This is a genomic window from Nonomuraea sp. NPDC052116 (assembly GCF_040680035.1).
Lineage (GTDB): Bacteria > Actinomycetota > Actinomycetes > Streptosporangiales > Streptosporangiaceae > Nonomuraea > Nonomuraea angiospora_A.
The window spans coordinates 1-13335 of sequence record NZ_JBFAWA010000042.1; the positions used below are offsets into that span (position 1 = coordinate 1).

Sequence of the window (13335 nt, forward strand, 5' to 3'; positions counted from 1 at the left end):
TGGGACGTCTACACCGCGCTGGTCTCGACCGGCGACAACAACGGGGACGGCAAGGCCGACCTGATCGCCCGCGACTCCGCCGGCGCGCTCTGGCTCTTCAAGGGCACCGGCGTCGCCTCGGCCCCCTTCGCCGCCAAGGAGAAGATCGGCAACGCGGGCTGGAACGCCTTCAACGCCTTCTTCTGAGCGCACCCGTCCCCGTAACCAACGGCTGAAAGCTGACCATGCTCACCAACGCCTCTTCCTCGCGCCGTGCCCGGCGCCCTCTTTTAGGCCGGCTGCGCGCCACCGCAGCGGCCTTCACCTCCACCGCCGTCGTGATCGCCGGCGTGCAGTTCGTACCCCTGCCCGGCGCCGGTCCGGCGGCCGCCTTCGCCGACGCCGCCGAGTACGACCTCGCGCACGCCGCGTCGGTCCGCGCGGCCCAGTGCCTGCTCACCACCGCGCAACGCAGGGGCGGCCAGGACATGAAGGCCGTCGCCCGCGCCGGGCTGGGCGGCACCGACGACGTCCTGCTGCGCAACGCCGCCGACGAGTACTGGGCCGACCCGCCGACCCCGCTGCACGCCGCCTTCGACCAGGACGAGGAGCGGACCGGGGCCAAGCTGGACGAGCTCGACGGCCGGCACTACGTCTGGGAGGAGTCGCTCGCCGTCCCGCCCCCGAAGGGTTACACGGACGCCGAGTTCCAGTGGATCAAGCATGAGGACAACCCGTTCAGGAAGGTGGGCCTGTTCTCCTGGATCGCCAACCAGTACTGGCAGCACGAGGACGACTTCTACGCCGACCAGACCCCGCGGGCCGCCAAGGAGTCCGTGGACGCGGTCAACAAGATCGCGGCGGAGCGTTATCCCGCCGACGGCGACGACGAGCAGGAGGAGGGGCGGCAGGCGTGGGAGGGCATGACCTTCATGCACCCCATGTACGCCGACGACGCGCGGGCGTTCCTGGAGCGCGGCGGTTTCCCGACAGGCGCGCCCGATCCGGACAGCATGGAGTTCCGGGTCGACGTCGAGAATCTCAAGGCCCGCTACGCCTCCTGCACCACCGCCAACCCGCCGGACCCGCACCAGGTGCTGAGCGCCGAGTTCACCGCCGCCTCGCAGGAGTGGCAGCAGGAGGTCGACGGCCAGCGCGCCCAGCGGGACACCATCCTCAACGAGGAGGCCGGGGCCGCCGCCGACCTCCAGGTCGCCTCCCAGGCATTGGGTGAGGCGCTGGGCCAGTCGATCATCGCGAGCCGGCTGACCGAGTGGCAGGCGTACTGGCTCAAGCAGTCGCCGGACGACCTGTCCTACCCGAGCGCGGCGGAGTTCGCCAAGGTCAAGACCGACATCGTCAAGGCCCAGGCGATGGCTCTGGGCCGGGTGTTCGTGGCCTCGCGGGCCGCGCAGTCGGCCCAGCGGCACGCCGCCGCGGCGATGGTCGCACAGCAGGCGGCGTACGCGATCGCCGACGCCGCCGGGCTGCCACGGGGGCGCGGCCTGCTGTACGGACAGCAGGCCGTCCAGGTAGCCCGCGCTTCGGCCGCCGCCACGCTGGCCGTTTCCAAGGCGACCGAGACCGCGGGCAATGCCACCCGGGCCTCGGCCGCTGACAGCAAGACGCTGATGGCGCTGGCCGAGACGCAGGCGCACGCCTCGCGGGCGGAGTTCCGGCGGATGGCCGCCGAGGAGGCCGCCGCGCAGGCCAAGGCCGCCGCCGACGGCGCCGCCACGCAGGCGGCTCTCGCGGCCGAGAACGCGACGAAGGCCAAGAACGCCCAGGCCAGGGCCGAGGCCGCCGAGCAGACGGCGAAGGCGGCGGCCGCCGACGCCCGCGCCAAGCGGGAGATCGCCGAGTCCGAGCGCGACAACGCGGAGCGGCAGAAGAACATCGCCGCCGAGCAGCGCGCCAACGCCGCCGCCGCGGAACAGCGGGCCCAGTCCGAACGGCAGACGGCCGCCAACGCGCTCAGCGACGCCCAGACGGCGGGCAACGCCGCAGCTGGGAAGAAGAACGAGGCGCTGGAGGCCGAACGCAAGGCTGTCACGGCGCGCAACGACGCGCTGCAGGCCGAGGAGCAGCGGGACGCCGCGGTGGCCAAGGCCGCGGCAGCGGAGGCGCACGCCGCGGCTGTGGAGGGCACCGACGCCGCCGAGGGCGCCAGGACCGAGGCCACCCAGGCCCGCTCGGCCGCCGATCGGGCTACGGCCGCCGCCACCGACGCCCGCGCCGCCGCCGACCAGGCCACCGCCGCCGCGTCCGCCGCCCGCGAGGCGGCCACCAAGGCGGAAGCTTCCGCGGCCCGGGCGCGCTCAGCCTCCGACGCGGCCCAGCGGGACGTGGCGGTCACCAACGCGCAGGTCACGAAGGCACACGCTGCGGCGGCCGACGCCATCAAGGCCTCATGGGACGCCTCCATCAACGTCCGTGACGCCGAGCAGTACGCGAAGACCGCCAAGGCCAACGCAGTCCAGGCCAAGATCGACGCCGTCATCGCGCGCAAGGAGGCCGACGCCGCGCATGCCAGCGCGGTCAAGACCGCCGGGTTCGCCTACGCCACCGCCCAGGCGGCGTTGGCCGCCCGCGACTCGTCCGTCCAGGTGATCAAGCCGGCCAACGACGCCATCGAGCTCGGCTCCCCGTACAAGGAGACCGACGCCTCGGCGGGCCTGGCCGTGCTGACCGCGCAGGCGTCCAAGACGCTGGCCGCCCAGCAGGCCGCCGTCGCCCAGGCCAAGGCCACCCAGGCGGACAAGGCAGCCAAGGAGGCCGCGGCACTGGCCGAGCAGGCCGACGCCGACGCCAAGGCGGCCGCCACCGCATCCGCGCAAGCCGCGCAGTCCGCGGCCAGAGCCGTGGCCTCCCTCGCCCAGGCGCGCGCCTCGGCGGCCGAGGCTGCAGCGGCGGCCAAGGCGGCGGTGAAAGCCGAGGCCAACACCGTCGAGTACGACCGCCAGGCCACCGCCGACGCCGCGGCCGCCGACTCGGCCGCCACCGCCGCCGAGGACTACGCCGGCGAGGCCCGCGACTCGGCCGACGAGGCCGAACGGGACGCCGCCTCAGCGCGGGAGGCCGCCACCGCGGCCGAGAACGACGCCGCCAAGGCCCGCGACGTGGCCACCCAGGCCGAGAAGGACGCGACGACCGCCGAGGCCGCGGCCGCCCGCGCACGCGAGGCCGCGCAAGAGGCCCAGGACGCCGCCCGGCGCGCGGAAGAGGCGGCGAACCGGCAACGCGAGTCCGAACGGGCCTCCGAGCAGGGGCCTACGGGCCTGCCCGGGGTGATCGCCACAACGTACGAGCCCTGGTACGAGATCAACCCCAAGAGCGACTGCGAAAGCAGCGGGTGGTCGGGCGGCTGCGACATCGACCTCGAGCACCACATGTGGGGGACGCAAAACTACTTCCTGCTGACCTGCACCTCGTCCGGCCACGGGATCGCCGACTGCCCCGGGACCCTGGAGCTCGACTATCTCGGCAGCGGACCGTTCGACGTGCGCTTCACCAAGCGCGAGCACATCGACGGCAAGGAGCTGAGCCGCGCCGTCATCCAGGGCTTCTTCAACGCGTTGGTTCACGACTACGTGGGCTGCTGGCGCAAGGTGAGCGGCACGGGCGGATCGACCGCCAACTGCGCCTGGGCCATCGGCGGCATCGTCGTCCCGCCGATGATCTCGGCCGGATACAGGTACGCGGTGGACGTGCGCAACGCCCTGCGCGGCGGCGCGTCGCTCGGCGCGGCCCTGTACCGGCTGCGGTACACCTCGGGACTGTCCGCCCCGGCGATCTCCGGTCTTGAGCAGTCCGTGGGCAGGGCCCTGGCGGTCGGCCAGTGTTTCCCGGCCGGGACGCTGGTGGACACCGAGGACGGTCCGCGGCGGATCGAGGACATACGCGTCGGGGATCGGGTGTGGTCGGCCGATCCGACGACCGGCCGGCGGACTCTGCGCAAGGTCGCCCGGTTGTTCCACCGGTCGGTGGACTCGCTGGTGCGGATCACCACAGCTGGTGGGACACTGTCGGCGACCGACGGACACCGGTTCTGGGTTCAGGGCAGGGGATGGACTCCGGCAGAGGACCTCCGTCCTGGTGACGCGCTCCAGAACCCGTCCGGCGCGGCCGAACGCGTCCAGGCCGTGTCCGCCGCCGACGGGCCGGTGGACGTGTACAACTTCGAGGTCGAGACCGACCACACGTACTACGTGTACGCGGGCTCCACACCGGTCCTCGTACACAACGAGTGCATCACCGTCGATGAAGTCGTCAGGAGCGGCGACCACCTCGTTCTCGGCATCGGCCGGCACTCCGACGCCCTGGCCGCCCGGTTGAACAGGGAGGGTACGGCGGGAACCGCGTTCACCGTCAACGGGGACGTGCTCGGAGCACCGATACCGCACGGTGACGGCATGCCCATCTGGATGGGCGTGGTCGACCGAGTGGTGCCCAACAGGGAGTACAGGCTGTCCATCAGCCTCGACGGCGTCTACGTGGACGAGGATCTGACGCGGCTCGCCACGACAGCCGACGAGGCGATGACCGCCCTGTTGACACGGGCCGACAAGATCAAATCGTGGAGGGACGTGAAAGACGGGAGCGATCTCGGGACCGTCTGGGAGATGGGGCGGCTCCGTACGGCACACCGGACAGACGCCCGCCCTTGGGGAGTGAACGTGGACTTCTACATGACCCAGGACGGCCAGGTCGTCCGGGTGTTCCCGAAGCCTCCACCGCCTCTGAACGGATGAGCTGAGACCGGCGCCCGCCCTCGTCCCGGACGAGGGCGGGCGCCGCCGTGCTGATGCTTGCCGCGGGGCACCTGCCCACCGCCCACATGATCGCCCTGAGCGTCTTCGCCCTGCTGCACCACCCGCGCCAGCTCGAGCTCCTGCGTCGCACCCCCTCGCTCATGGACGCCGCCATCGAGGAACTGCTGCGCTACCTGACGGTCTTCAAACGAGGCGTCACCCGCATCGCCATCGAGAACGTCCGCGTCGGCGAGACGCTCATCACTGCGGGCGACACCGTGGCGGTCTGTCTCGCTCAGGCCGACCGGGACCCGGCGCGCTGGGGCGAGCCCGATCTGCTCGACATCGCCCGGCCGCTGCTCAGCACGATGTCCAGTGGCCCCATGAACCGTACGGCGATGTCGGCGGTGAACGCTCCCGACATGCGTGCCGCCGTAGCAGCGCGCGGTGCGCCGCGAGGGTCTCGACCGAGGCGGTCGTCGCCTCGGTCAGCGCCCGTCCGGCGGCGTTGGCGTCGCGGACGGCCAGGACCAGCGGCTCGACCTCTTCGGCGAAGTACGTCTGGACGGCACGCATATGTGGCGGGCCGATCGACGGACGGGCTTCGGGCAGCAGGCTCAGGGCGTGCTGGTGAAGGGAGGAGGACGTGGCCCGACTGTCTCTGATGGGTCACGCCCCATCTCAGCTGCATAAGGCCGCTATGTGATCGCCTCGCGGGGTCCCGGATCGTCGCCTGCGGCCGCTGGGGCTGAGCACCGCCGCTCGGAGACGGAACGCTGACCGGTGATCATCGCTGGTGTGTCGTGGGCGCGGGCCGGTCATGGCACCACGACGAGTCGCCTGCCTTTGAGGTCGGTTCGCTGCCAGGCGGTCTCGATGTCGCTCAGCGGGACCTTCTCCACCTCGAAGGTGAGCTCGCCGGACCGCGTCCACGTCACGACCTGCTGGTACACCTCGTCCATGGTCTGCGGGTCGAGGCCCTTGGCCGCGCCGTAGATCTCCACGCCGGAGGTGCGCAGGCTCGACCCGGCGATGGCGACCTCGGTGCCGACCGACTCGCCGATCTGGACCACCCGGGTCGGCTTGCCGAACGCGAACGACCGCGGCACCAGGGCGCGCAGCAGGATCTCGCTGGGCCTGCCCCACAGGTAGTCCACGACGACGTCGTAGCCGTCCCCCCTGGCGTCGAGGTACGCCTGGGCCAGCGCCTCGTCGGAGACCGCGGTGTTGATCACCGTGTCCGCTCCGATGGCCTGGACCTCGCGCAACTGGTTGTCGTCGCGGCCGGTGGCCACGATCCGGCCGGCGCCCAGCAGCCGGGCCACCTTGACCGCGAGCCGCCCGGCGACCCCGGTGGCGCCCTGCACCAGCACTGTCTCCCCGGGAACGAACCCCGCGGCCGTCTTCATCGACATCGCGGTGACGGCCGAGGCCATCACCGCTACCACGGCCGGGTCGATGCCGTCGGGGATCGGCATGTAGGAGCCCTGGGGCACCACGGCCTTCTCGGCGAGCGCGCCGTAGGGCGGGCGGATGTTGCCGAACCCGACGAGCGTGCCGTCCGGGAGGGCGCCGATGCCGTCGAAGGCAGGGATCACCGGAAGCCGGCCGATGTACTTCTCGCTGGCGTAGTGCGTGCCGGCCGCGATCGCCTTGTCGACGTTCTCGACGGCGACCGCCTTGACATCGATGATCACCTCGCCGTCGCCGGCCACCGGATCGGGGAAGTCCTCATAGCGCGGGATGCCGCCGACCTCGTGGAGCACCGCTGCCTTCATCCCAGCTCCTGCCCGAACAAGCGGGCGATCCGCGTCTGCCACGCCGCCAGGACGCGAGGCGGACGGGCCGGAGAGTGGTTGAGCCCGTGGTGGTGCGAACGGTGGTGTGTGAGCGAGCGCCGCCACCCGTGGCGGGCCTGGCCCTGGTGCCCGACAGGCCGCTCGATGTGCGCGGGAACCCCCGGAATGCGATGGGTCGCCCAGTGCAGTAGGTCGCGAAGCGAGTGCTGGTGTCTCATCGTTGCCTCCTCTGGCACGTGAGTCTCTATCATTGATAGAGAACTCTATCACTGATAGAGAACTCTATCACTGATAGACTCCGGAAGGGAGGTGCCGGAATTGGCTTTGGACAAGCAGCGGATCGTCACCGAGGCCGTCGCGCTACTGGACGCCGAGGGTCTCGACGGCGTGACCACGCGCAAACTGGCCGCCCGGCTCGGCGTACAGTCGCCGACCCTCTACTGGCACATCCCGAACAAGGCGGCGCTGGTCACCGCGATCGCCGAGGCGATTCTTGAGCAGCAGTTCCCCGAGCTGGCGTCGCCCGCGCCGGAGGAGCGCTGGCAGGACTGGCTGATCGGCCTGGCCGGGCGGCTGCGCCGCGCGCTGCTGGCCCACCCGGACGGAGCCCGGATCATCGCGGCCTCCCAGCTGTCCCTCAAGATGGCCGCCATCTCCGAACTGGCGATGAGCACACTGGTCGGGCGGGACATTCCCCTGCGGCAGGCTCGCCTGATCGTGTTGACGGTGTTGCGCTTCACCGTCGGCTACGTCCTGGAGGAACAGGCCGGCCGCCCCGACGCGGACGCCCTGGACGGCTTCGACATGGCCGCCTACGCCACGGCGTACCCCACCGTGATGGCCGGCGTGACAGAGTACTTCCAGGCTGGCCGCACCGTCGACGATCTGTTCCGCGACTGCCTGGAACAGATCATCCATGGTCCTGCCGCGCAGTCCGGCCCCACGTCCTGACCAGTCAGCCGCTCCGCAGGCGAGTGAGCCCTGGCACGAGCACCCCGAGTCGCTCAACACAGCAAGCCCTGCCGGAAGGCCTCCCGATGACCTTCGCGGAAGCGCCTCGCTACGACCCCGGATGAGCAGTTCGTACGGAGTGTCCGGCTGCTGTGCGCGGCCGTCGCCACGCTGACCGCGGATCCGGGCTCGTGATCGACTCGGCGCTCAGCCGCTCCACGGTCACCTCGGTGAAGTGCCGCTCGAACATTCGACTCCGCAGCGCCCAGGAGCCGTTCGATCCAGCCTGGAGTCGGCGGTTCGATCTTCTCCTCGGCCCAGCCTGGTCGATCTCGACTTGTCGGGCAGCAGCCGAGGAGGTCTTCCAGCTCCCGGCACCCCGCCGGGTCGACCTGACCACACCGCAGGGGTGCCGCAGTTCATGAACCCTGCTCGGCTCCGGCCAGCATGGCGACCATGCTGTGGGGCGCGTCGTCGCCGAACATGATCGTGTAGATGTCATCATCTACGGCAGCGGCGGCGGCGCGCGTGAACATGGCTTGTTCGTACTCGGCGAGTGCGGCCTCGACGTCGTCTGGGCTGGTGGCGATGGCCTGGCCGAGTGCGGCGCCGTCCTGCATGGCCAGGTTGGCGCCTTCACCGTTCGGGGGCATGAGGTGGGCGGCGTCGCCGAGCAGGGTCACGCCCGATGTTCGATCCCAGCGGTGTCCGGTCGGCAGGGTGAAGAGGCGGCGCAGGACCGGCGGGGTGTCGCTGTCGATGATCAGGGCGGTGAGCTCGGGAGCCCAGCCGTCGAACTCCTCGACGACACGCGCGGTCACGGTTGCGGCATCGGTGAGATCGATGCCGGCGAGCCAGTCCTGTGGTTTCACCAGCTGCGCGTAGCTGTGCAGAGTTCCGCCGCTCTCCCGATGAGCCAGGATCCCCTTACCCGGCGTGAGCGCGAACAGCGATCCGGCGCCGACCGCCTCTGCGGTGGCGGGATGGCGGGTGTCACCGTCGAACAGGAACGTCTCGATGACCGAGACGCCGACGTACTCGGGGGTTGCGCCCGAGAGCAGCGGACGGACCCGCGACCACGCGCCGTCCGCGCCGACGAGCAGACTCGTGACGACGGTGGTGCCGTCGGCCAGGCCCACCTTGTAGCGGCCCTCGTCCAGTGTCTGCACGCCGGTGACCTTGCACCCCCACCGGACGATGCCGTTCGGAAGTGAATCGAGCAGCAGTTGCCGCAGCTCGCCGCGCTGCACCTCGGGACGCTCGCCCGTGCCGTCATCGGGCCGGTCGAGCAGCACGGTCCCCTTCCGGTCGAGGACCCGGTAGGACTCGCGGCCCTCCAGGACGAGCTCGCGAAACCCCTCGATCAGGCCGGCCGCCTCGAGCGCCGGCTGGCCGTTCCAGGGGTGGATGTCGAGCATCCCGCCCTGACGGCGCGCGGCCGGTGAGGGCTCCGCCTCGTAGACCGTGACGGGGATGCCGTGTACGTGCAGGACGCGGGCCAGCACCAGACCGCCGAGGCCGGCACCGATGATCGTGACCGGTGTCGTCATGATGTTCCCTCCAGAGGGGTTTGGATCGACGATCCAATCAAGCTAGCACGACTTTGGATCGACGATCCAAAGGTGCAATAATGCGACCATGGCGAACAAGGCTCAGCGGACCCCGCGGCGCGCGGACGGGCTGTCCAAGGAGCTGATCGTCAAGGCCGCGACCGAGATTCTCGACGACGGTGGCGAGACCGCGCTGACCTTCCGTGCGCTCACCACTCGCCTGAGCACCGGCTACGGGGCGATCTACCACCATGTCGCGAACAAGAGCGACCTGCTCGCGGCGGCCACCGGCGACGTCATGGCCGGCGTGATGACGGGCGTGGTCATCGATACGGAGCCGCGGGAAGCTCTACGTACCGTCGCATCGGGCCTGTTCGACGCGATCGACGCGCACCCCTGGGTCGGCGCTCAACTCTCCCGGGAGCCGTGGCGTCCCGCGCTGCTGGAGATCTACGAGTGCATCGGCAGGCTGCTCGATGCGCTCGGCGTTCCCGAGCATGCACTTTTCGATGCCGCGGGCGCGCTCGTGAACTACGTGCTCGGAGTCGCCGGGCAGAATGCCGCGAACGCCCGGGTTCTTGCCTCCGGCGAGGCGGACCGCTCGGCCCACCTGGCCACCGTCGCCGCACAATGGTCGCAGCTGGACCCCGGCAAGTACCCGTTCGTGGTGAGAGCGGCGACGCAGCTGCGCGAGCACGACGACCGCGAACAGTTCCTCTCCGGCGTCGACATCTTCCTGGCCGGCATCGCAACCCTTCGCTAGACGACCACCACCACCTGCCAGGGGCTGTTCCGGCGTGTCACCCACCGCGCCGCGACGCTCTACCGCTGCCTGGCGTGAGCCTCCGGGACGGGTGCGTTGATCAGCAGGGCCGCCAGCGCGGCGGCCAGGAGCAGAACCCCCGCTCCCCACGCCGTCGCGGTCGTGTACCCGTGGACCAGCGCCCGCGCCTGCGGAACGCCCGCGCGCAGGGAGGCGGCGGTGGCCGCGGTGGCGACCGTGTTGAGCAGCGCGGCGCCGAGCGAGCCGCCCACCTGCTGGGCGGTGTTGACCATGGCCGAGGCCACTCCGGCCTCCCGGCGGTCGACGCCTTGGGTCACGACGCTGAACCCAGGGGTGATGACACAGCCGATCCCCCCGCCCAGCAGCACCTCGGCCGGCACGATCATGGTGAGGTAGTCGCTCTCGGGAGTGAGCCCGGTGAGCAGCAGCAGGCCGGTGGCCGTGACGAGCAGCCCGGGTACGATGAGCAGCCGCGCGGGCACCCGCGGCAGCAACGGACTGGCGATGCCGAACGCGCTGGCCGCCACGGCCAGCGTCATGGGCAGAAAGGCCAGCCCCGCCTGGAACGGCGAGTAGCCCAATACCTCCTGAAAGTGGTACGTGAGCAGCAGCGACATGCCGAACAGCCCGACGATCGCCAGCCCCGAGGCCACGCAGGCGCCGCCCCGGTTGTGCTCCCACAACAGGCGCAGGGGCAGCAGCGGCCGAGCGGCCCGCGCCTCCCACAGGACGAACGAGGCCAGCAACAGCACGGCCGCCCCGAGCGGGACGATCACCTGAGCCGCTCCCCATCCGGCCGTCACCGCCTGCGTGCACGCGTACACCACGGCTACGAGCCCGCTCGTCACCAGCAGCACGCCGGGCACGTCGAACCGCTGCCTGCCCTGGGACTCGCCATCGGCCAGCACCCACAGCCCGGCCAGACCGGCCGCCAGCCCGATGATCATGTTCACGTACAGGCACCAGCGCCACGACGCGAACTCCGTCAGCAGCCCGCCCGCCAGCAGCCCGACCGCTCCCCCGCCGCTGGCGATCGCGCCGTAGACCGCGAACGCCCTGGCCCGCTCCTTCGGCTCGGTGAACGTCACAGCCAGCAGCGAAAGCGCGGTCGGGGTCAGGACCGCGGCGAAGGCGCCCTGCAACGCCCGGCCGGCGACCAGCATGGGAAAGTTCACCGCCGCGCCCCCGATGGCCGAGGCGGCCAGGAACCCGGCCAGCCCGGTCAGGAAGGCCCGCTTGCGTCCGAGGCAGTCGGCGATCCGCCCACCCAGCAGCAACAGGCCCGCGAACGCCAGCGTGTACGCGGTCACCACCCACTGCCGGTCGGCGTCGGACGGATGCAGGGCCTGCTGCGCCGAGGGCAGCGCGATATTCATGATCGTCGCGTCCAGAGCCACCATCAGCTGGGCCACGGAGACGACGGAGAGGGCGACCCACCGCCGGGATCCGGTCATCGCTACGCGTCGTCGGCCATCGGGCTGAACTGGATGCCCGCCAACCGCCACGAGCCCTCCTGCTTCACCCACACCTGGGACACCCGCACCCGCAACGCCACCGGCCGGCCGTGCGAGGTCGCCTTGTTGCTCTGCACGTTGCGGACGATCGCGGCGTCGCCATACATCCGGACGTCGATCCGGCTGGTGTCCAGGGCGTGGTACTCGAACTGGACGTGCCGGCCGATCCACTGCTCCTTGTCGAGCACGTACCCCTTGGGCCCGATCGACTGGAAGTCCTCGGCCAGCAACTCGCGCAAGCGGTCGGCGTCCGCGGCCAACTCGGCCTCGTCGAACTGCCGCTGCAGGCCTAAGACCGTCTCTTTCTCCGTGTCCGTCATGAAGCCGAGCATAGGCGTGGCCGCGAAAATGGGAACCGGATAATTCCGTGGGCGAGAAAATGTCCGGTGAATGTCCGGTGAATGGCCTGTCGCCCATTGATCGCCATCAGCCAGACTCTCTTTCAGCCGAAGCCGGCGAAAGAATGCGAGGCGAGCATCGCCACCCGGCATATCGCGGTCACGAACGCCTGGCTCATCCCCCACCGCCCCAACCGAAACCCGCGAAACAGGAGAGTGCGGATCGGCAAACTCGTCCTCGCGGCCACCTCTGTGATCATCGGAGGAGCCGCGCTGTTCGCGACCCCGGCGACGGCCGAAGCCGCCGCCCTGGCTCCCTGCCACGTGGTCACATGGGGGGTCGTTGCGGCTCTGGTACTGCGACGGCACCGGTGGAACAAGAAACGGCTATCACGGGCAAGCGGTGGGCGCGTTCGAAGGCGATCAGCTATTCCTCAGAAGCGCCGCCGGCACCAAGACCGCCGTGGTTAACATCCCCCGGAACGGCAATTACGACACCGCCACAGTCGGTCGCCAGGGAGGGCCGTGGAAAGCCTGCTACGACCCTTGGCCAACGGCTCCGGGCGTAGGGGACGAATTCTGCACCGCGGCAGGCTGGTGACCCGAGGGTTGTTCTGTGCTCCCGGCGGCGTAGCGGATCACGGTTATCAGCCCCGATCACGATGTACGTGACACTCAGCCGCTCCGACTCCCCGTGGCGTGCCAGGTCGGAGACCAGATCCCGGCCTGGCGCAACAAGCCGGTAGCAGGCGCTTCGGCCATGAAGAGGACCCGCTCTGACGGACACACTCATCCATGCATGGGGCAGGCGTCCGGCGGCAGCGTCCCGTAGCGCAGGAAGAGACGATCGGCTTTGCTCAGGAAGGGCTCGATCTGGCCCTGCATCGTGCCGTCCGCCCCGCGGGAGAACGACCAGATGCGGGTTCTTTCTCCGCCTCGATGCATAAATCGCGGCCACCATTCGGAGACCTTTTTGTCCGGGTCGTCATTGACGCCGTAGTGGTGGGCGAGCCGCGGGAGCCGGCGCGTGAACTCGGCCTCATCGCCGAAATCCCATTCCTCGCCATCAGGCCGGGCGATGAAGCTCAGGAAGGGGAATTTGCTCTCGACCCCGCGCGCCGCGACGGCGTCCCCCAAGGCGCTCGAGTCCAGGCCTGTCGCCCGTTCGTGCGCACGCCTGGTCACATAGGCGAACAACTCGAAGTTCGGATAAACCCCCTCCGGCCAGCGTGAGCGCCTGGTAAACGTGACCCGCTTGAGCCGGAGCCTGCCGTCCCTTGATATGCTCATCCGCTCGTGTCGGTAATTACGCGACAGCTCATCGAGCTGCTGCATGGCCGACAACTCGAGAATGCGATCGGGACAGTCGACGGCCTTTTCGAAGTCCTCTCGGCCCAGGCTGATCAGCCAGTCCGCGAAATACTCGAATCCGTCGGACGATGCGTAGCCGGTGGTGATGTAGAAGGCCGCGTACATGTCCCAGGAACAGGCGCGGTTGCGGCAGATCGTGAACCAGACGTCGTAGTCCACGATCTCATCAGCGAACAGACTGGAGAGATGATTCTCGAGCCATTCCACTCGCGCCTGCCGGGTGCCGGTCTCCGCAGCGGAGCGCTCGACCAGGTCCCAGAAACCGTCGATGTCCATGGTCCATGATCATGGCATCCGG

The 13335-nt window shown here is 70.1% G+C and carries 10 protein-coding genes and 1 pseudogene; 5 read left to right on the plus strand and 6 right to left on the minus strand.

What is annotated here, in order from left to right; all coding sequences use genetic code 11:
• From AB0L65_RS51685 to AB0L65_RS51695, 3 genes and pseudogenes are all read left to right on the plus strand, one after another.
• Positions 1-186 (plus strand): hypothetical protein (locus tag AB0L65_RS51685; protein WP_364262673.1); only part of this gene is annotated, 186 nt, incomplete at its 5' end.
• A gap of 38 nt (positions 187-224) precedes the next feature.
• Complete coding sequence (locus tag AB0L65_RS51690; RefSeq protein WP_364262676.1) at positions 225-4730, plus strand: polymorphic toxin-type HINT domain-containing protein; 4506 nt, start codon at positions 225-227, stop codon at positions 4728-4730.
• A gap of 161 nt (positions 4731-4891) precedes the next feature.
• Positions 4892-5077, plus strand: a pseudogene (locus tag AB0L65_RS51695) (cytochrome P450); the annotation flags it as partial.
• A 13-nt stretch (positions 5078-5090) separates the two neighbouring features.
• Here the strand turns inward: AB0L65_RS51695 and AB0L65_RS51700 are convergent.
• Positions 5091-5306 carry a hypothetical protein gene (locus AB0L65_RS51700; RefSeq protein ID WP_364263047.1) on the minus strand — a complete coding sequence of 72 codons (216 nt, stop codon included), beginning with the start codon at positions 5304-5306 and terminating at the stop codon, positions 5091-5093.
• 242 nt (positions 5307-5548) lie between these two features.
• Positions 5549-6508 (minus strand): zinc-binding alcohol dehydrogenase family protein, encoded by a 960-nt coding sequence (locus tag AB0L65_RS51705; RefSeq protein ID WP_364262679.1) that lies wholly within the window; start codon positions 6506-6508, stop codon positions 5549-5551.
• Between the two features lie 339 nt (positions 6509-6847).
• Between AB0L65_RS51705 and AB0L65_RS51710 the strand changes: the two genes are divergently transcribed.
• On the plus strand, positions 6848-7480 hold the full coding sequence (locus tag AB0L65_RS51710; protein WP_364262682.1) for a TetR/AcrR family transcriptional regulator C-terminal domain-containing protein: 633 nt from the start codon (positions 6848-6850) through the stop codon (positions 7478-7480).
• Between the two features lie 419 nt (positions 7481-7899).
• On the opposite strand, the gene AB0L65_RS51715 is transcribed toward AB0L65_RS51710, so the two are convergent.
• Positions 7900-9030 carry an NAD(P)/FAD-dependent oxidoreductase gene (locus AB0L65_RS51715; protein WP_364262685.1) on the minus strand — a complete coding sequence of 377 codons (1131 nt, stop codon included), beginning with the start codon at positions 9028-9030 and terminating at the stop codon, positions 7900-7902.
• An 88-nt stretch (positions 9031-9118) separates the two neighbouring features.
• Between AB0L65_RS51715 and AB0L65_RS51720 the strand changes: the two genes are divergently transcribed.
• Complete coding sequence (locus AB0L65_RS51720) at positions 9119-9793, plus strand: TetR/AcrR family transcriptional regulator (RefSeq protein ID WP_364262688.1); 675 nt, start codon at positions 9119-9121, stop codon at positions 9791-9793.
• A 59-nt stretch (positions 9794-9852) separates the two neighbouring features.
• Here the strand turns inward: AB0L65_RS51720 and AB0L65_RS51725 are convergent, their stop codons facing one another.
• The 3 genes from AB0L65_RS51725 to AB0L65_RS51735 form a co-directional block, all read right to left on the minus strand.
• On the minus strand, positions 9853-11268 hold the full coding sequence (locus tag AB0L65_RS51725; protein ID WP_364262690.1) for an MFS transporter: 1416 nt from the start codon (positions 11266-11268) through the stop codon (positions 9853-9855).
• Between the two features lie 2 nt (positions 11269-11270).
• A complete protein-coding gene (locus AB0L65_RS51730) occupies positions 11271-11648 on the minus strand; it encodes a nuclear transport factor 2 family protein (protein WP_364262693.1) in 378 nt (125 codons plus the stop codon).
• An 807-nt stretch (positions 11649-12455) separates the two neighbouring features.
• The gene (locus AB0L65_RS51735) at positions 12456-13313 is read right to left on the minus strand and encodes a DUF4240 domain-containing protein (protein WP_364262696.1); all 858 of its coding nucleotides are present in this window, start codon (positions 13311-13313) and stop codon (positions 12456-12458) included.
• Positions 13314-13335: the final 22 nt, after the last annotated feature.

Excerpts from the sequence above, each read along its gene's own strand:
- AB0L65_RS51725 (WP_364262690.1), bottom strand. The coding sequence starts at position 11,268 with ATGACCGGATCCCGGCGGTGGGTCGCCCTCTCCGTCGTCTCCGTGGCC.
- AB0L65_RS51715 (WP_364262685.1), bottom strand. The coding sequence starts at position 9,030 with ATGACGACACCGGTCACGATCATCGGTGCCGGCCTCGGCGGTCTGGTG.
- AB0L65_RS51735 (WP_364262696.1), bottom strand. The coding sequence starts at position 13,313 with ATGGACATCGACGGTTTCTGGGACCTGGTCGAGCGCTCCGCTGCGGAG.
- AB0L65_RS51700 (WP_364263047.1), bottom strand. The coding sequence starts at position 5,306 with ATGCGTGCCGTCCAGACGTACTTCGCCGAAGAGGTCGAGCCGCTGGTC.
- AB0L65_RS51705 (WP_364262679.1), bottom strand. The coding sequence starts at position 6,508 with ATGAAGGCAGCGGTGCTCCACGAGGTCGGCGGCATCCCGCGCTATGAG.
- AB0L65_RS51720 (WP_364262688.1), top strand. The coding sequence starts at position 9,119 with ATGGCGAACAAGGCTCAGCGGACCCCGCGGCGCGCGGACGGGCTGTCC.
- AB0L65_RS51730 (WP_364262693.1), bottom strand. The coding sequence starts at position 11,648 with ATGACGGACACGGAGAAAGAGACGGTCTTAGGCCTGCAGCGGCAGTTC.
- AB0L65_RS51690 (WP_364262676.1), top strand. The coding sequence starts at position 225 with ATGCTCACCAACGCCTCTTCCTCGCGCCGTGCCCGGCGCCCTCTTTTA.